This is a genomic window from Tenacibaculum larymnensis, from assembly GCF_028829235.1.
Lineage (GTDB): Bacteria > Bacteroidota > Bacteroidia > Flavobacteriales > Flavobacteriaceae > Polaribacter > Polaribacter larymnensis.
Window position 1 is genome coordinate 122,071 of record NZ_JAIWJY010000009.1, and the last position, 16,347, is coordinate 138,417.

23 protein-coding genes are annotated in these 16,347 nt (G+C 30.5%); 10 read left to right on the top strand and 13 right to left on the bottom strand.

Annotated elements, in window-relative coordinates; all coding sequences use genetic code 11:
* The first annotated feature begins 36 nt into the window (after positions 1-36).
* On the top strand, positions 37-1,038 hold the full coding sequence (gene dusB, locus LCI24_RS13255) for a tRNA dihydrouridine synthase DusB (RefSeq protein WP_274640810.1): 1,002 nt from the start codon (positions 37-39) through the stop codon (positions 1,036-1,038).
* A gap of 9 nt (positions 1,039-1,047) precedes the next feature.
* Here dusB and LCI24_RS13260 read toward each other — a convergent pair whose 3' ends face one another.
* The 7 genes from LCI24_RS13260 to LCI24_RS13285 form a co-directional block, all read right to left on the bottom strand.
* Positions 1,048-2,250 (bottom strand): ABC transporter permease, encoded by a 1,203-nt coding sequence (locus LCI24_RS13260; RefSeq protein WP_274640811.1) that lies wholly within the window; start codon positions 2,248-2,250, stop codon positions 1,048-1,050.
* 38 nt (positions 2,251-2,288) lie between these two features.
* Positions 2,289-2,684: a 30S ribosome-binding factor RbfA gene (gene rbfA, locus LCI24_RS13265; protein ID WP_047789979.1), complete on the bottom strand. Its 396-nt coding sequence runs from the start codon at positions 2,682-2,684 to the stop codon at positions 2,289-2,291.
* 21 nt (positions 2,685-2,705) lie between these two features.
* Complete coding sequence (locus LCI24_RS17020) at positions 2,706-2,873, bottom strand: response regulator transcription factor (RefSeq protein WP_313814405.1); 168 nt, start codon at positions 2,871-2,873, stop codon at positions 2,706-2,708.
* Positions 2,874-2,892: 19 nt separating this feature from the next.
* Complete coding sequence (locus tag LCI24_RS13270) at positions 2,893-3,351, bottom strand: response regulator (RefSeq protein ID WP_313814384.1); 459 nt, start codon at positions 3,349-3,351, stop codon at positions 2,893-2,895.
* A gap of 53 nt (positions 3,352-3,404) precedes the next feature.
* Positions 3,405-4,046 (bottom strand): sensor histidine kinase, encoded by a 642-nt coding sequence (locus LCI24_RS13275; protein ID WP_274640812.1) that lies wholly within the window; start codon positions 4,044-4,046, stop codon positions 3,405-3,407.
* An 80-nt stretch (positions 4,047-4,126) separates the two neighbouring features.
* The gene (locus LCI24_RS13280) at positions 4,127-4,738 is read right to left on the bottom strand and encodes a hypothetical protein (RefSeq protein ID WP_274640813.1); all 612 of its coding nucleotides are present in this window, start codon (positions 4,736-4,738) and stop codon (positions 4,127-4,129) included.
* A gap of 14 nt (positions 4,739-4,752) precedes the next feature.
* Complete coding sequence (locus tag LCI24_RS13285; RefSeq protein ID WP_274640814.1) at positions 4,753-5,451, bottom strand: hypothetical protein; 699 nt, start codon at positions 5,449-5,451, stop codon at positions 4,753-4,755.
* 594 nt (positions 5,452-6,045) lie between these two features.
* Between LCI24_RS13285 and LCI24_RS13290 the strand changes: the two genes are divergently transcribed.
* Genes LCI24_RS13290 through truB form a run of 8 tightly spaced genes read left to right on the top strand, consistent with a single transcriptional unit; the run spans position 6,046 to position 11,018 of the window.
* Positions 6,046-6,639, top strand: a complete 594-nt coding sequence (locus LCI24_RS13290) for a DUF2589 domain-containing protein (protein WP_274640815.1) — start codon at positions 6,046-6,048, stop codon at positions 6,637-6,639.
* A gap of 59 nt (positions 6,640-6,698) precedes the next feature.
* The gene (locus LCI24_RS13295; RefSeq protein WP_274640816.1) at positions 6,699-7,370 is read left to right on the top strand and encodes a hypothetical protein; all 672 of its coding nucleotides are present in this window, start codon (positions 6,699-6,701) and stop codon (positions 7,368-7,370) included.
* A gap of 2 nt (positions 7,371-7,372) precedes the next feature.
* Positions 7,373-7,915, top strand: a complete 543-nt coding sequence (locus LCI24_RS13300; protein ID WP_274640817.1) for a hypothetical protein — start codon at positions 7,373-7,375, stop codon at positions 7,913-7,915.
* A 30-nt stretch (positions 7,916-7,945) separates the two neighbouring features.
* On the top strand, positions 7,946-8,350 hold the full coding sequence (gene mce / locus LCI24_RS13305) for a methylmalonyl-CoA epimerase (RefSeq protein ID WP_274640818.1): 405 nt from the start codon (positions 7,946-7,948) through the stop codon (positions 8,348-8,350).
* 58 nt (positions 8,351-8,408) lie between these two features.
* On the top strand, positions 8,409-9,287 hold the full coding sequence (locus tag LCI24_RS13310; protein ID WP_099215710.1) for a cell division protein FtsX: 879 nt from the start codon (positions 8,409-8,411) through the stop codon (positions 9,285-9,287).
* Positions 9,288-9,294: 7 nt separating this feature from the next.
* Positions 9,295-9,537 carry a DUF3098 domain-containing protein gene (locus LCI24_RS13315; protein ID WP_047789969.1) on the top strand — a complete coding sequence of 81 codons (243 nt, stop codon included), beginning with the start codon at positions 9,295-9,297 and terminating at the stop codon, positions 9,535-9,537.
* Positions 9,538-9,539: 2 nt separating this feature from the next.
* Entirely contained in the window at positions 9,540-10,334 is a 795-nt protein-coding gene (locus LCI24_RS13320; RefSeq protein WP_274640819.1) for an undecaprenyl-diphosphate phosphatase, read from the top strand.
* A complete protein-coding gene (truB, locus tag LCI24_RS13325) occupies positions 10,335-11,018 on the top strand; it encodes a tRNA pseudouridine(55) synthase TruB (protein ID WP_274640820.1) in 684 nt (227 codons plus the stop codon).
* Here truB and LCI24_RS13330 read toward each other — a convergent pair.
* From LCI24_RS13330 to LCI24_RS13340, 3 genes are all read right to left on the bottom strand, one after another.
* Entirely contained in the window at positions 11,013-11,492 is a 480-nt protein-coding gene (locus tag LCI24_RS13330) for an ABC transporter ATPase (protein ID WP_274640821.1), read from the bottom strand. The two genes, truB and LCI24_RS13330, sit on opposite strands and share 6 nt — an antisense overlap.
* Before the next feature lie 91 nt (positions 11,493-11,583).
* Positions 11,584-12,174: a thioredoxin family protein gene (locus tag LCI24_RS13335; protein ID WP_124589571.1), complete on the bottom strand. Its 591-nt coding sequence runs from the start codon at positions 12,172-12,174 to the stop codon at positions 11,584-11,586.
* Positions 12,175-12,285: 111 nt separating this feature from the next.
* On the bottom strand, positions 12,286-13,251 hold the full coding sequence (locus LCI24_RS13340) for an NAD-dependent epimerase/dehydratase family protein (RefSeq protein ID WP_274640822.1): 966 nt from the start codon (positions 13,249-13,251) through the stop codon (positions 12,286-12,288).
* Positions 13,252-13,434: 183 nt separating this feature from the next.
* Between LCI24_RS13340 and LCI24_RS13345 the strand changes: the two genes are divergently transcribed.
* Entirely contained in the window at positions 13,435-13,959 is a 525-nt protein-coding gene (locus LCI24_RS13345; RefSeq protein ID WP_274640823.1) for a hypothetical protein, read from the top strand.
* Here LCI24_RS13345 and LCI24_RS13350 read toward each other — a convergent pair.
* The 3 genes from LCI24_RS13350 to LCI24_RS13360 are packed head-to-tail and all read right to left on the bottom strand — an operon-like array spanning position 13,946 to position 16,223.
* Positions 13,946-14,416, bottom strand: coding sequence for a regulatory protein RecX (locus LCI24_RS13350; protein ID WP_274640824.1), 471 nt, complete (start codon positions 14,414-14,416; stop codon positions 13,946-13,948). The genes LCI24_RS13345 and LCI24_RS13350 overlap by 14 nt on opposite strands.
* An 18-nt stretch (positions 14,417-14,434) precedes the next feature.
* A complete protein-coding gene (locus LCI24_RS13355) occupies positions 14,435-15,145 on the bottom strand; it encodes a LytR/AlgR family response regulator transcription factor (RefSeq protein ID WP_274640833.1) in 711 nt (236 codons plus the stop codon).
* 7 nt (positions 15,146-15,152) lie between these two features.
* A complete protein-coding gene (locus tag LCI24_RS13360; protein WP_274640825.1) occupies positions 15,153-16,223 on the bottom strand; it encodes a sensor histidine kinase in 1,071 nt (356 codons plus the stop codon).
* Positions 16,224-16,347 lie beyond the last annotated feature (124 nt).

Here is a 16,347-nt window from a genome sequence, read left to right on the forward strand (position 1 = left end):
TATACGTAATTACTCAAAAAAAAGTAACTTTGCAGCATGGTAAAAATAGGTAACATAGAACTTCCTGATTTTCCGCTATTGTTAGCGCCAATGGAAGATGTGAGTGATCCACCGTTTAGAGCTTTATGTAAAGAAAACGGTGCTGATGTAGTGTATACTGAATTTATTTCTTCGGAAGGATTAATTCGCGATGCAGCTAAAAGCGTAATGAAACTAGATATCTACGAAAAAGAACGCCCTGTTGGGATTCAAATTTTTGGTGCTAATCTAGACTCGATGTTACGTTCTGTAGAGATTGTTGAAAAAACAAATCCGGATATTATTGATATTAATTTTGGTTGTCCTGTTAAGAAAGTAGTTTCTAAAGGTGCTGGGGCTGGAATTTTAAAAGATATTGATTTGATGGTTTCTCTTACTGAGGCCATGGTTAAACACACCAACTTACCTATTACCGTAAAAACTCGTTTAGGCTGGGATCATGATTCTATTAGAATAATTGAAGTTGCCGAACGTTTGCAAGATGTGGGATGTAAAGCTATCTCTATCCATGGACGTACACGTGCTCAAATGTATAAAGGTAATGCTGACTGGGCTCCTATTGCTGAAGTGAAAAATAATCCTAGAATGCATATTCCTGTATTTGGAAATGGTGATGTTGATTCTCCTGAAAAAGCTATGGAAATGCGTGACAAATACGGACTAGATGGTTGTATGATTGGTCGTGCTTCTATTGGATACCCTTGGTTTTTTAATGAAGTGAAACATTATTTTAAAACTGGAGAGTATTTATCTAAACCAACTATTTCTGAACGTGTTGATATGGCACGCCGTCATTTAGAAATGGCTATAGATTGGAAAGGTGAACATTTAGGTGTTGTAGAAACGAGAAGACACTACACAAACTACTTTAAGGGAATTCCACATTTTAAAGAACACAGAATGAAAATGGTTACTTCTGATGATCCTAAAGATGTTTTTGCTGCGTTTGACGAGGTACAAACTAAGTTTGGAAATGCAACAATTCCTGAAATAGGGTAGGTTAACGTTTTATCGCTCAATAAAACTTTTTGAAATTCTAGAACTTGCAATTTTTGCTGCTAAATATCCTAAAGCTGAAATTGTAATAACTACCACTAGTAAGTTTAACCACTTAAACTCTACTGGGTATGCTAAATTTTGTGTAATCATTAACAACTCAAAGCGTTGTTGCATTAATACAAGAATTACACCTAGAACAATTCCTATCCCCATTCCCACGAGTGTTAATAAGAAACCTTGTAATACAAATATCTTTTTTATATCCTCTATACTACTTCCTAAGTTAAAGAGAGTTTTTAGATTTTGACGTTTATCAATAATCATCATAATAATTGACCCAATCACATTAAACAAAGCAATAGCAACAATTAACGTAAAAATTAAATATGAGATAAAGTTTTCAGTATTTATTACTTTATAATACAACGTATTTAACTGTGTACGTGTTTGTACCTTTAACTTATCTCCTAAAATGTTTTGCAAATTCTCTTGGAATCTATCGAGGTTTACTCCTTCTTTTAAGCGTAACTCAACTCCTGTTATTTGGTTATTATCGTAACCTAATAACTCTTGTGCAAGTGATGCCTCAGTAAATACATATTTATTTTGAAATTCTTCAGATCCTGTATACACACCTACTATTTGTGTTGAAACCGATCGAAAAGCATTATTTGCATTGATAAATCCTTTTCCTGGTTTTGGCACTAAAATTTGAAGTGTTTCACCAAAATTAAAAATCCCCAACGATAGTTTATAAGATATTCCGTATCCTACTACTGCTGTATTCTTATATGCTTCATCAATCCAAGTACCTACTGTTAGCAAGGAATCTGTCGGAATAATTTTTGAGTAATTTGAATCAACCCCTTTAATTTGGGCAATATGCTCTTTATCTTTATACTTTAAAAAAACACGTTCTTCTACTACTTTTGAAGCAGCCTCTATCTCTTCATTTTGTTGTAAAACATTATCTAATTTTTGTGAATATTGAAAAGATTTTCCTTTTGAAGCCGTAATTTTTATATCTGGATCTGATGCATTAAGTAATGAATCACTAAAAGTCTTTAACCCAGAAAAACCAGACAATACAACAAACAAAGCCAAGGTACCTACCACAACACCAAAAACAGCTATTGCTGTAATAATATTAATTGCATTGGTACTCGTTTTAGAAAACAAGTATCGTTTAGCTATGTATAAAGAAAAGTTCAAGCATTAATAAATTTAGCTAGCCAATGTAACAAAAATTATTAACGTTTTTGACGACGAGGCAAAACATCTGGATTTTTTATCGGGTCGACATCTTCTCCTTTTAAAGACTTATCAATATCCTCAATATAATCCAAACTATCATCTCCAAAGAACAACAATTCTGGCATTCTTCGTAATTGATTTTTTGTTCGCTGTGCTAATTCATGACGAATTAAAGGTGTATTAGATTTTACTCCTTCAATAATTTCGTCTCTTTTTTCTGAAGGGAAAACACTTAAGTATACTTTTGCTACTCCCAAATCTGCAGTAACCGAAACTTTAGAAACCGATATAATCACTCCCTTCATTCCATCTTGAGCAGCACGCTGTAAAACGTCTACTAAATCCTGTTGCAACACTCCTGCTATTTTTCGCTGTCTATTTGTTTCTTCCATGTTGCAAATTTAAGCATAAAATTACGGAGTGTAAATTTTATTTTTTATGGCATACATAACTAAGCCTACTCTATTTCTTACATTTAACTTTGTAAATAAACTATCTCGATAACCGTCAATTGTTTTTGGACTTAAAAACATTTTTTCAGCTATTTCTTTATACGTCAATTCCGAGCATGCAAGCTTCATAAAAGTTATTTCATTGTCTTTAAAAGGCAAAGTTATTTCTTGAATTTTTCCCTGAAACGGAATCTAACAATAGCGTGGTAACATTTTTGGTGTGATAAAATCCGTTATCCATCATTTCTAACAACGCTTTCTCTAGGATTTCTTTTTTGGTATCTTTTAACAAGTACCCTACAGCACCAGCTTTTAACATTTTTAAAATAGTACCATCAGCATCTTCTACAGACAATGCCATAACATGTACTTGTGGGTAGTTATTCACTATCCACTCTGTAGTTTCAATACCGTTCATCACTGGCATATTTACATCTACTAAAACTAAATCTGGTATGTTTTTAGGCGATGCCAAAAACTTTTCTTCGACTTCTTTACCATTTTTGCAAGTGTAAAGCACCTTAAATTTATCAAAAGTGTTTACCATACCTTCGATAGCTTGTGACAATAACGTATGATCATCTACAACAACAACTGAGTATTTCATAATTTTGTGGGTTATATTGGTTATTAGTTGTTGGGGAAATACACTAAGGTTCTTTAAATATAGTAATTTATTATTAAACTTGTGCCTTTTTGGGGCTCTGACATAAACTTAGTCTCTGCGTTAATTAGCTTGGCTCTGGCTTTTATGTTTTGTAATCCTAAACCTTTTAACCTCACTCTTTCCATGTCAAAACCTACCCCATTATCTTGAGCTTTTACCTCTATTGATTCTTCTTTATAAGTTAAAAAAACTTCCAGTTTAGATGCTTTAGAGTGCTTTATCGTGTTAGAAAAAAACTCTTGAAGAATTCTAAAAATAATTATTCCATGTTTTTGATTTATCTCTTGTTCTTCTCCTGTAATTGTTAATCTAGCATCAATATAGTTTAACCTATTAAATCGCTCTACTTCTAAATTTAATGCATCTTTTAATTTTATATTATTAATAAAATCTGGATTAATTATTTTTGACAACGCTCTTACTTCCGTTAAGCTTTTTGCTATAATTTCAGAAATTTCTTCCATACTTTCAGGAGAAGCATGCTGTAACTGTATTTTAGCTAAAGTTAGGAGTTGCCCTATATTATCATGCAACTCCCAACTAATATTTCTTAAAGTCTCTTCTCTTATTTCTATTTGAGTCTCAGCAATTTCTCTTTCGTATCGTTTTTTATTTTTATCTCGTTCTTGTAGCAACTTGTTTTTTCTATTTTGGAAAACCGTAAACAATGTCACTAAAAAAACAATTATTATTATTATTACAATTGTTGTAACTATTAATATCCTACCTTCCTGCTGCTCCATATTAAACCAAAAGATATAATAATATTCATTAAAACAATTAACGCATGTAAGATAGGTACTAGATCTCTATTTTTCATATAACTCCAAAAGCTAAAAAATGGAATGGCTGGTAAATGAAAAACAAGAAATCCTACTGAAACCCAAAATGGTAACAGCTTTTTATAATTTACAATCTCATTTGATAATAATAACTCCCTTAAGTACAAAAAAATCAAACCTCCTATACACAGAGATCCTAACATAGCAGTATAATGCATATAATTTTTATCAAAAAAAGTCAATCCCCATAGAATTACAAGTAATACTAGTAATACATAGACAATTTTCAAATATTTTTTTTCTTTTAAAACGCTCCTAAATAGAATAAATACTGTAAAGTAAGAAAAGATAGCATAATAATGGTAAAGCCTAAAATTTGCTCCTCTAATACTACTCAAATACGTCCCTATTAATTCAACAACAAAAGTAATAACTAGATATAATGTTAATACCTTTATAAAAAATGTTCTTTTTTTCAATAAAAGAATACTGCTTAATAAAGCTGCTAATAATTGTGAATATAAAGGTGCGTCAAATAGATGCATAAAATAATTATTTATTAATTGGCGTAAGGTGGTTCTAAATGCCCATAATTACCTGCCCCACTTAACAACTCATCATCTTGAGGTGAAGCAAACATAAACCCAGCTTTATTTTCTCTCACTGTTTTTACTCTATAGTTATAATCATCTCTCTTCCCTTTTTCAAACTCTTCTCTAGTATTATATATCCATTTATATCCATGCTTTGCCAGCATTTCTTTAAACGTTACTAATTTTCCTTGTTTTGCGGATTGCACAGGGTCAAAAGCTATTTGCTTTCCATCAATTGTAGTCGTAGGAATATAAATTAGACTACTATAGTTTTTACCAGTATCCTTATGATTTTCTTTAGCTGTAGATATAAAGCTGATTCCTGTTATTTTAATTTTTGCCTTTTTACTTAGGTTTTCTACGTGCCCCAAATACTTTTTAAATTGCACAAAGTCAAATGTGTTAGCACGTGTATCTTCATATCCTAAAGCTTCTTCTAGTGGCGCAATTCTTGTTCTATCATAACTCGATAGCATTTGAATAACTTCCTTATAGTTTAGCATTTCTTTTGTTCTTCCTTCATCAGAGTAACAAAAAGTACCTTCTGGCACTTGAGACTGCCAATCGTCACAATCACATTTATTGCCATTTATCTTATCACATGAAATAGCAAAACTCATTACAAGAGTTAACAATAATAATTTAAGTTGGTTAGTGTTTTTCATAATAAAATTGATTTTTTGATTTTCTAAATATAACGGCTTATTTCTTAATAAAAAAAACGGAATTACTCAGAAACCCTTTAAAACCTGAGTTATCAAATGGTTACTTAACCTTCCACAACCCACAAACAGGAAAAACCCCTAAACCATACAAATGTTTTAACTCTTGTTTTTTCATGGCATATACTCTTGTTTTTTTCTTGTAAAAAAAGTTAAACATCCTTTCTACACTAATTTTACTACAGAAAAAGATTTTTTCCTTGGAATATTAAAAAGTGTTCTTAAAACCTTTACTCGTAATTTTCAAAAACACATAAACAATCTGTAATAAAAATTATAGAGAAGTGATTTTCATTAAATTTTTCATAGCATTTCAAGTCTATTAATAATAACTATACAAAACAAAAACTTTTATTTCCTAAAATATATAGGAGAAAAATCTCTTTTAAAACCTAGGGCTATCACAACACTTTTACAGTTCTACTCCTCGAAACTCTACTCTAAATTTCATTCAACTTTGCCTTCAGTTATTTCGAAATACTAGGCGAACACCGAAAAGCCTAATTATAAACAGAGTAGGTACACAAAATAAAAAATATGCCAAATTTAGTTCCAGAATTAAACAGTTTAGACTTCAACGTATATGTTGGAGGTCCTTTACAGGCTGCAATACAAGCACAAACAGCAGCTTCTATGGCCACTGTAAATTTTATTAAAGAAGTAGGTTTTGAAAAAGACAATAACCCTGCTAATCCAGATTCATTACGTTATGTTGATTTTCAATATGAAAAATCAGTACCTAACCCTGATTACGATCCAAATGAAGCCATTGGTCCTGAAAATCAAAAATTCTTAAAAAGTGAAATTGAAATCAAAGTACCATTTTTAACAATGCTTACCATTCCATCAATTCGTGTTGATGAAGTAAACATTGATTTTAATGCGCGCTTGAGTTCTACTGAAACAAGAAACGTATCGTCTGAGTTTGCAGCTAGTGCAGAACTAGGAATCAATTACAAAATTGTAAACTTTAAAGCTTCTGCATCTTACAAAAGAAACACATCTCAAGGCGTTAAGGTTGATAAAACATATAATCTTGGGGTAAAAGTTCGTGCCGTAAACGACGAATTACCTGAAGGGTTAAGTAGAATTTTAAATATGCTAGAGGACAGTATTGCTGCTGTAGCTTAACATTGATAACGAGGTTGTACCGTACCAAACCGTACAACCTCTTTTTAAAAATTTTTATTATGGTAAATTTAAATGAATATTTAGGGGGAATCGCTACCAGCATTGCAGAAGCACGTTTAATGTCTGATTTAAAATCTTTAGAGATTGCTGAGAAGTTTTCACGTCATGAACTCTTGAAACATTTTTCTATTCCTCGTTTTAAAGCACAAAATATTGAACTCACCATTCCTGTAGCAATTGGAGAATTAGAAGAGGCTTATGAAGCCGATTACGAACCTATTGATAATATTGCTTTCAATTCACAAACCTATACAATTTTAAAAGATGCTTCAAAAATTACTTCTTTTGACAGAAAAACGTCTACTATACTTCGTTCAGTAATAGCACAAAGAACAGATGAACTTGAAAAAAATATAAAAGCAACTGGTGAAATCGATCCTGTATTATCAAGATTTTCACAACAATTATCTGAAGAGTTTATCTCTATTTATAATGAAAAAGTTAGTTACGATGTATTGGTTAAAAAACTTAATTCAGAATTAAGACCATCTATTAAAAGTAGACAAATAACACAAAAAAACACGAAAGTTATTGTAGAAGCTCATAAACTAAACGAAATCAAACCTGAAAATATAGTTCAGATTAAAATGACTTTAAATGAAGAAGGTATGGAGTGGTATACTTCAGAGAATGAAGATGGTGTAAGAGAAACCAAACTATTACCAGAATAGTTATGAGAAAATCAATTACAAAAATAACCAATCAACTCAAAACTCAATTGAATGAAATACATGAATTAGTAAATCAAATTGAGAAAAAAAATACGCAAAGCACTAAAAATATTCGCGATTGGTTGTTAGCTACAGAAGAAGTATTAAAAGCACTTAACTTACCAGAATCTTCAAAATTTGCAGTTAAAAGAGCCATGTTAAGTTCATTTATCCCTGATAGTAGAAATAAGAAAAAAGAAACTCTACAATTAGGAGCATCAACATTAACAGAAGCTCAACAAGACTTATGGGAAGTATACACTCCCTATGCTACCATTTTAGATAATTCAACAACTTTGATAGAGCAACTTTTAGCAGTAATTTACCAAACCAAGCAGTTTAAATACGACACAAATGAAGATTTTACACAATTCCTAGAACAAGTTTGGAGCTTTTGTTGCAATCATGAACAACTTAAAGGAATTAGCTCACAAATACTTTCAATGATAAACCAATCAGACGTACTTATTATTATGGCTGAAAAAATAGCAATAGAAAGTTTATAGATAGTTCGCTATATTTTTTACTTTTACGTTATGAACAAAATTGAACATATTGGTATAGCCGTTAAAGATTTAGAAAAATCTAACTCATTATTTGCTTCTCTTTTTGGAGAATCTCATTATAAAATTGAAGAAGTTGCTAGTGAAGGTGTAAAAACTTCATTTTTTAAATCTGGCCCTAATAAAATTGAATTATTAGAAGCTACAAAGCCCGAGAGTCCTATAGCAAAGTTTATAGAAAAAAAAGGAGAAGGAATTCATCACATTGCTTTTGCAGTTGATAACATAAAAGAAGAAATTAAACGTTTACAAGGTGAAGGTTTTACTGTTTTGAATGAAACTCCTAAAAAAGGAGCCGATAATAAACTAGTAGCTTTTTTGCATCCTAAAACTACCAATGGTGTACTTATTGAGTTATGCCAAGAGATAAAAGAATAGGAACAGTTTAAAAATTAAATATTTGTATCTTGCAACGCCTTAAAATCAGTATTTACTAATGACAACCTCTTTTGATTCTTTTCAAAAACGCCGATTACAATCTTCATACATATCAGTAGTAGTAAGTATTGCTTTAGTACTTTTTATGATTGGTGTTTTAGGTTTAGTTCTTTTAAAATCAACAAAAGTTGCGAATCACTTTAAGGAAAAAGTAGTTATGACGCTTTTCTTAAAAGATGAAGTAGCTGATAAAAACATTAAAAGTCTTAAGGAATCAATTAAAAAAGAGACGTTTGTTAACAAGGTTGTTTATATTTCTAAAGAAGACGCTGCCAAAGAATATAAAAAAGATTTAGGTGAAGATTTTTTACAGTTTTTGGGAGATAATCCCTTAAAAAATGGAATTGACATTTATCTAAAAGCAGATTTTGTGACTCCTGAAAAAATGAGTGAACTTGAAAAGTCTTTTGATAAAAACAAGTTTGTTGCTGAAGTAAGCTATGATAAACCATTAGTACAATTACTTACCAAAAACATCCAACGTATTAGTTTTTGGTTATTAGTGTTAAGTGGTTTTTTCGGATTAGTTGCTATTATTTTAATAAACAGCTCTATCCGATTGTCAATTTACTCAAAACGATTCAACATAAAAACCATGCAAATGGTTGGTGCTACTAAGAGCTTTATCCGTAGACCTTTTATTTGGCAAAGCATTAAACTAGGATTATTAGGTGCTTTTATAGCAATAAGTGGATTGGGTATTTTAATTTATTATGTAGATAAATACATCCCTACATTAGAACTACTTACAGACTATGTTGCTTTAGGTTATGTAGCTGGAGGAGTTATACTTGTTGCTTTTTTTATTACATGGATTAGCACTTTCTTTGCTACACAACGATTCTTAAATTTACAAACCAACGATTTGTACTACTAAAATATTTATGAAAAAAGACAATTCACCAAAACAAGAATTTCTATTCGGTAAACGAAACTATATTATTATGCTTATTGGTATTGCTGTAATTGCCTTAGGGTTTATTTTAATGGCAGGCGGTGGTAGTGATGATCCTAATGTATTTAATCCAGAAATATATAGTTGGCGTAGAATTCGTTTAGCTCCTACCTTAGTAATTATCGGATTGGGTATAGAAATTTATGCTATTTTTGCCAATCCTAAAAAATAAGCATGGATTTATTAGAAGCAATTATCCTTGGAATTATCCAGGGTCTTACTGAATTTTTACCCGTTTCCTCTAGTGGTCATTTAGAATTAGCAAAAGCTTTATTTGGAGATACTTCTGTACCTCAAGAAAGCCTAACATTTACTGTGGTTTTACATGCTGCAACAGCATTAAGTACTATTGTAGTATTTAGAAAAGAAATTGCTGAGATTTTTAGAGGTTTATTTCAGTTTAAATGGAATGAGGAAATGCAATTTTCTGTAAAAATTGTTCTTTCTATGATTCCTGCTGTAGTAATTGGGTTAGCCTTTGAAAAAGAATTGGAAAGCTTTTTTGGAGGAAAAGTTTTATTAGTAGGTTTTATGCTTTTAATAACTGCTGTACTACTTTTATTAGCTGACAAAGCTAAGAACACTAACAAAAGTGTTTCTTTTAAAAGTTCAGTAATTATAGGTATATCACAAGCTATTGCCATGTTACCTGGAATTTCACGTTCGGGAGCTACTATTTCAACATCTGTTTTATTAGGTGTAGACCGAACCAAAGCAGCTCGTTTTTCTTTTTTAATGGTTGTACCTTTAATTTTAGGAAAAGTTGCTAAAGATATTTTAAGTGGAGAAATTAATTTTCAGAGCTCGGAAATTGTTCCTTTATCTGCTGGATTTATTGCAGCTTTTATCTCGGGATTATTAGCATGTACTTGGATGATTGCCCTAGTTAAAAAGAGTAAATTATCATATTTCTCATTATACTGTGCTATTGTAGGTTTAATTGCCATTGGCTATTCTTTATTTTTCTAGATGACTGCAGAAGATTATAAAAACGGACAGGTTTTATTGATTGATAAACCTTTGGAATGGACTTCTTTTCAAGTAGTGAATAAGCTACGTTGGCATATCCGTAAACGTTTTAATATTAAAAAAATTAAAGTAGGACATGCTGGAACGCTTGACCCTTTAGCTACTGGTTTGTTAATTATTTGTACTGGTAAACAAACTAAAAACATCAACGAGTATCAAGGACAGGTAAAAGAATATACAGGTACGTTTGTTGTGGGTGCTACAACACCAAGTTACGATTTAGAAACAGAAATCAACGAAACGTTTCCTATAGAGCATATAACAGAAGAATTACTGCATAAAACTACGGAACAGTTTATTGGTAAGATTCAACAAAAACCACCAATTTTTTCTGCCATTAAAAAGGAAGGAAAACGTTTATACGAGTTGGCTCGTAAAGGTGAAACTACAGAAATTAAAGCTCGTGAAGTAGAAATCAATGAGTTTGAAATCACTAAAATTGATTTACCTAATATTGAATTCAGAATCGTATGTAGTAAAGGAACTTATATTCGTTCTATTGCCAACGACTATGGAGTTGCATTAAATTCTGGAGCACATTTATCTGTATTACGAAGAACCAAGATTGGAGATTTTTCTGTAGATAATGCTCAGAGTGTTGATGACTTTATAGAAAACTTATAAAAATCGGCTATACCAACTTTCTGTAATAGGTACTTCCCAGTAATTTTCTAATTCTATTTTAGTTTGTACCAAATTATCAAAAACTATTGTTTTAGCTGATACAGACTTCTTTTTAAGCAACTTTTTAAATTCTTTGACGTCTTTGTACTGAATAAATTCTCCTTGCTTAAAACACACATTCATTTTATCTAACAACTCTACTTCATGTTCTTGTTGTAGTTGTAAAATAAATGCTACTTGTTTATCAATATCTGCATTCGTTAATACTGAACCTTCTTCAACAGAAAAGATAATAAAACGATTATATTTCAGCTCAAAAGAAGCTTTGAAGTCAGTATCTTCAGACTTCCATCCATCAATAAAGCCTTGTAACTTTTCTTTTAGCCCGTCAATTTCTTGCGGATAAAATTTTCGACTTGATGGATATACCCAAACTTTTGCCTCTTCTGATAAACTACTGAATTCTACAAACATATTTATTCCTTATGGACGCAAAGATACAGAAAACAACTCCCCTTTTTGACAAAAACAAAAAGGGGAATTTCTAGCTTTTTTATGTACTTTATTACTGAAGCATTGATACTAAATCTTCTTGCGTATTTTCTCCTTTATTTTTGTTATACCAAACTTGTAAATCTGTTTTAAAATCAGCATCCAAGCTACCATGCTTCTCTTTATAATCAACAACCATTTTAGTTGCTGTGGTAGGTCTTGGGCCCCACGTGTTGATTACTTCGTTCTCCTGATTTAAAGCAATTAACTTAGGTATTGATCTTCCTCCATTTGTTAAAAATTCATCCATCAACTCTAGGTTTTCATCTCGTAAAACTAGTTTTAAATTGATGTTTGGATTTTCTTCTGCTATTTTATTAATTACAGGTAAGTTTTGTGCTGCATCACCACACCATCCTTCAGTTAATACTAACCAAGTTTGTGGTTCTTTTACATCTTTAATTTTAGCAAGTGTCTCTTTAGTAAGTTTTACTGTTTTATCTAAACGTTTCATACGTTTATCATTTAACTTACTATAGTTTAATAAATCATCTGATTGATTAGGTCCAGTAGATTTTCCTTGCGACAATAAATCACTTACTAAATCTCTATATTCATTATAAGACAATGCCTTTTCTAAGCTATTTTGAATAATTTTTTTCATCGTAAACATATTGTTATTACAAAAATATTTTATCTATAGTGAACCTTAGGTAACCTAAGTTACAATTCACTACAAAACTTGAATAACATAGACGAAAACACAGATACAACCTTACACTTCAGCTGACTCTTGAGCTTTTGCTTGCAAATTGGTAATAATATCTTTAGTCATAGAAGCTAAATCAAACTGATGTCTCCATCCCCAATCTTTTCTTGCTGCTGAATCATCAATAACCTGAGGCCAACTATCAGCAATCGTTTGTCTAAAATCTGGATTATACGTAATAGTAAATTCTGGAATAAATTTTTTAATTTCTGTAGCTATTTCAGCTGGTGTAAAACTAATTGCTGCTAAATTGTATGAAGTTCTCGTTTTAATATTTTCTTCATCAGCCTGCATTAATTGAATAGTCGCATTGATAGCATCGTCCATATACATCATTGGTAAACGTGTATTTTCTGATAAAAAGCACTCAAAAGTTCCTTTTTTCAGTGCATCAAAGTAAATATCAACAGCATAATCAGTCGTTCCTCCACCTGGCAAAGTTTTCCAGCTTATAATTCCTGGATAACGAATGCTTCGTACATCTACCCCATATTTATCGTGGTAATAATTACACCAATGCTCTCCTGCTACTTTACTTATTCCATAAACTGTAGAAGGCTCCATGATTGTTTGCTGTGGTGTATTCATTTTTGGTGATGTTGGTCCAAAAGCAGCCATTGAACTAGGCCAATATATTTTTTGAATATGCTTTTCTCTAGCTAATTCCAATACCGCTAACAACGAAGTCATGTTTAAATCCCAACCTTTTAATGGATATTTTTCTGCAGTTGCAGATAACATTGCCGCCATTAAATACACTTGGGTTACTTTATATTTTTGAACAACACTTAAAATTTGCTCTTGGTTGGTAGCATCGATGATTTCAAAAGGTCCAGAACTCATCATTTCTGCATTTCCTTCTCTAATATCGGAAGCTATTACATTATCTGCTCCATAAATAGAACGCAATTTTTGGGTTAATTCTGTTCCTATTTGCCCGCAAGCTCCTAAAATTAATATCGTTTCACTCATTTTAAATTATTCAAAAATAGATGTTTGCAAAGTTATTAAATTTAAGATTTCGCAAAAAGTATTTATTCTTTTTTAACTATCTACAAAAGAGACTGCTAATCTACTGATTTCAAACTTCTAATTTAATTCTACAAAGAATGCCAAGTAAAATATGTACTTTTATCGCTTAATTATTTTATTAAAATGAGTCGTTTTTTATTTGTTACTGTTTCATTCTTTTTTTTAGTTACTTCTTGTAAAAAAAAGAGTGAGCAAAAAGAAGAGTTACCAACTAAAACTGAAATGAATATTTCGGTTAAGCATACTGATTACTCTAAAATAAATGAAAAATATGTTAATGAAATTAAACCTTGGAAAGAGTATTTTATAGTTGAAGATTTTTTACAAGAATTACAAAGCACAACTCCTACAGAAGCTTTAAACAATGCTTTAGAACTAAAAACACTTACCAAACAACTTAAGGATAGTTTAAATATAGAATCGCTTAAAACACCTGCTTTTAAAGCTCGTATTAATGTTTTTGAAAATGAGACTTTACGTTTAGCAGATATGACTTTTATTCCGTCAATATCTGCGAATCAGGTTAACAGTCAGGTTGAAAAAATTATGATGCTTTTTAGTAGTGTTAACGATAAGATTAATACAGTTTACACTAAGAAAAAGTTTGACAGTGAAATAAACTTAGATAGTTTATTTAAGAATCAATAGTTTTTAAGGCTTCATATATTAAACTACTTTCAAACCCTCTGTATAAAAGATAATCAGCAATTTTCTTTTTTCTTTTGAAATGGTTTGTTTCAGAAACTGATGCATTCTTTTTTTCGATCAAATTATATAAGGTTTTGATATACTCCTCTTCGTCGATTTCTTTCAGAGCTGATTTTATGTTATAAGCGGAAATATCTCTAAATTTCAATTCTCTAACGATTCGGTCTTTTCCCCATTTTTTAATTCTGAATTTACCTCTAGCAAAACTTTTCGAAAATCGTTCTTCATTTAAAAAATTGTGTTCTAATAAGTGTAATAAAATATGTTCTCTTGCTTCTGGAATTAAGTTATAATCTTTAAGTTTTTTCTCTACTTCTTTATGACATCGATCTTGGTAAACACAATACTGCTCAATCTTCCTTTTTATTTCTTCAACTGTAAAAACTGGTTTGTTCATAGCACGAAAATATAAATTCTATTTCCATTGATTCAAAAAAGAGATTACCTTTTCTTTATAACTAGCACCTATTGGAATTTCTTTTGAATTTATTTCAATATCGTTAATTGTAAAAGCAGATATTTTATTCGTATTGATAATATAAGATCTGTGAACTCTTAAAAAATTACTATTTAATTTTTCTTCAATATCGCTTATCTTATACTTAGTTACAACACGTTTATCATTAACTGTATGAACTTTTACATAATCTTTTAAGCTCTCTATAAATAATATATCTCCAATAAAGACTTTGTGGTACTTACTTCCAGATTTCAACAACAAAAACTCTTCTGTGTTTTCACTTTCTTTGGTTATAGACATATCACTCTCCTTTATTGACCTCAAAAAACGATCTACAGCTTTAAAAAAACGCTCAAAAGTTATTGGTTTTAACAAGTAGTCTAGCACTTCCAAATCATAACTTTCAAGAGCATAATCTCTGTAAGCTGTTGTAAAAATTGTTTTTGGTGGGTTTTTAATTGTTTTTAAAAAGTCTATTCCTGTAATATTAGGCATTTTTATATCTAAAAACAGTAAATCTATTTCTTGAGAACTTATAACTTCAAATGCTTTAAGTGCATTGTCACAGCTCCCCACTATTTCTAGTGCCGGTATTTTTGAGATGTGATTCTCTATTAATTCTCTTGCTAAAGGCTCATCATCAACCACTAAACATTTTACTTTCATCAACTACTTAATTTGAATAAATTTTTAAACCTACCTTAAATTCATTTTCTTCATTCTCTATTATCAAACTATATTGGTCTTGATAGATTAAATCTAATTGTTTTCTAACGTTTGACAAACCTATACTCTCTTTTTTGAGGATATAATCTTTGGAAACCGTATTAGATATTTTAAAGTTAAAACTATTCTCTAAGCTTAAAAGCTCAATTTTAATTTCCGGCGACCCACTATCTTCTCCTGCACCATGTTTAAAAGCATTTTCAACTAACGATAACAATATCAATGGTGGTATTTTGATGTCTTCTTCTAAGTTATTTATCAAAGAAACTTTTAAACGTGAGTCGTACCTTAGTTTTTCTAACTCTATATAATTTTCTATCAATTGTATTTCATTAGAAAGTAACACAAACTTAGTATTACATCTATACAAGACATAATCTAATATTTCTGACAGCTTGCCTATTGAAATTGGCGTTTTTGGTGAATTACTTAAAGATAAACTGTAAATATTGTTCAAAGTATTGAATAAGAAATGTGGATTTAATTGTGCTTTTAATGTTTTTAATTCTGCTTCTGTTTTTTCTTTTTCAAATACCAGTTCTTTTTCTTTAACTCTTTTATAATCCAGAAAATATTTTACAGAAAGAAAAACCAAAGTTGTTAAATACATATTTGGAATATAACCAAACAACAACTTTTTCCAATCAGTTAAAATCTCCAAAAGGGGCTCTTGTGTAAAAACTCCTTTTCTTATTAATGTTTCTCCTACATGTACAACCAAAATTCTATTAAACGCAGCTAATAAATATGTTCCTATTAAAAACAAAACAACTGTAATTATATATTTTTTCTTCAATAAAAACTTCGGAATAACATAATAAGCTATGAAATAAGATGTAATTATCTTGGGAATCATATGACACATAGACATCACAAAAGTTCCTAAAAAAGAAAACTCTTCTTGGTATATAAGTGAGTCTTTAGGAAAGTCTAAAACAAGAAACACACACCAAAATAGTACGTGTTGTAACACCCTACTCTCTGAAAAAAACTTAATAATTGCTTCTCTTGTAATCATAGTTCGTAAAGATATAAATAGCTTTAGTATTTATAGTACCAAATCGACAAACTAAAGCTTTTACCTCCTGAATAAGGCTTTTTCAACCCTTAAATTGCTTTTCTATTAAATAATCCTCAATACG

Coding starts and splice junctions, on each gene's coding strand:
- LCI24_RS17020 (WP_313814405.1), bottom strand. CDS start 2,873: ATGAAGCTTGCATGCTCGGAATTGACGTATAAAGAAATAGCTGAAAAA.
- LCI24_RS13355 (WP_274640833.1), bottom strand. CDS start 15,145: ATGAAAGTAAAATGTTTAGTGGTTGATGATGAGCCTTTAGCAAGAGAA.
- truB (WP_274640820.1), top strand. CDS start 10,335: ATGACTGCAGAAGATTATAAAAACGGACAGGTTTTATTGATTGATAAA.
- mce (WP_274640818.1), top strand. CDS start 7,946: ATGAACAAAATTGAACATATTGGTATAGCCGTTAAAGATTTAGAAAAA.
- LCI24_RS13300 (WP_274640817.1), top strand. CDS start 7,373: ATGAGAAAATCAATTACAAAAATAACCAATCAACTCAAAACTCAATTG.
- LCI24_RS13280 (WP_274640813.1), bottom strand. CDS start 4,738: ATGCATCTATTTGACGCACCTTTATATTCACAATTATTAGCAGCTTTA.
- rbfA (WP_047789979.1), bottom strand. CDS start 2,684: ATGGAAGAAACAAATAGACAGCGAAAAATAGCAGGAGTGTTGCAACAG.
- LCI24_RS13360 (WP_274640825.1), bottom strand. CDS start 16,223: ATGATTACAAGAGAAGCAATTATTAAGTTTTTTTCAGAGAGTAGGGTG.
- LCI24_RS13315 (WP_047789969.1), top strand. CDS start 9,295: ATGAAAAAAGACAATTCACCAAAACAAGAATTTCTATTCGGTAAACGA.
- dusB (WP_274640810.1), top strand. CDS start 37: ATGGTAAAAATAGGTAACATAGAACTTCCTGATTTTCCGCTATTGTTA.
- LCI24_RS13295 (WP_274640816.1), top strand. CDS start 6,699: ATGGTAAATTTAAATGAATATTTAGGGGGAATCGCTACCAGCATTGCA.
- LCI24_RS13330 (WP_274640821.1), bottom strand. CDS start 11,492: ATGTTTGTAGAATTCAGTAGTTTATCAGAAGAGGCAAAAGTTTGGGTA.
- LCI24_RS13270 (WP_313814384.1), bottom strand. CDS start 3,351: ATGAAATACTCAGTTGTTGTTGTAGATGATCATACGTTATTGTCACAA.
- LCI24_RS13320 (WP_274640819.1), top strand. CDS start 9,540: ATGGATTTATTAGAAGCAATTATCCTTGGAATTATCCAGGGTCTTACT.
- LCI24_RS13310 (WP_099215710.1), top strand. CDS start 8,409: ATGACAACCTCTTTTGATTCTTTTCAAAAACGCCGATTACAATCTTCA.
- LCI24_RS13290 (WP_274640815.1), top strand. CDS start 6,046: ATGCCAAATTTAGTTCCAGAATTAAACAGTTTAGACTTCAACGTATAT.
- LCI24_RS13345 (WP_274640823.1), top strand. CDS start 13,435: ATGAGTCGTTTTTTATTTGTTACTGTTTCATTCTTTTTTTTAGTTACT.
- LCI24_RS13340 (WP_274640822.1), bottom strand. CDS start 13,251: ATGAGTGAAACGATATTAATTTTAGGAGCTTGCGGGCAAATAGGAACA.
- LCI24_RS13350 (WP_274640824.1), bottom strand. CDS start 14,416: ATGAACAAACCAGTTTTTACAGTTGAAGAAATAAAAAGGAAGATTGAG.
- LCI24_RS13335 (WP_124589571.1), bottom strand. CDS start 12,174: ATGAAAAAAATTATTCAAAATAGCTTAGAAAAGGCATTGTCTTATAAT.
- LCI24_RS13285 (WP_274640814.1), bottom strand. CDS start 5,451: ATGAAAAACACTAACCAACTTAAATTATTATTGTTAACTCTTGTAATG.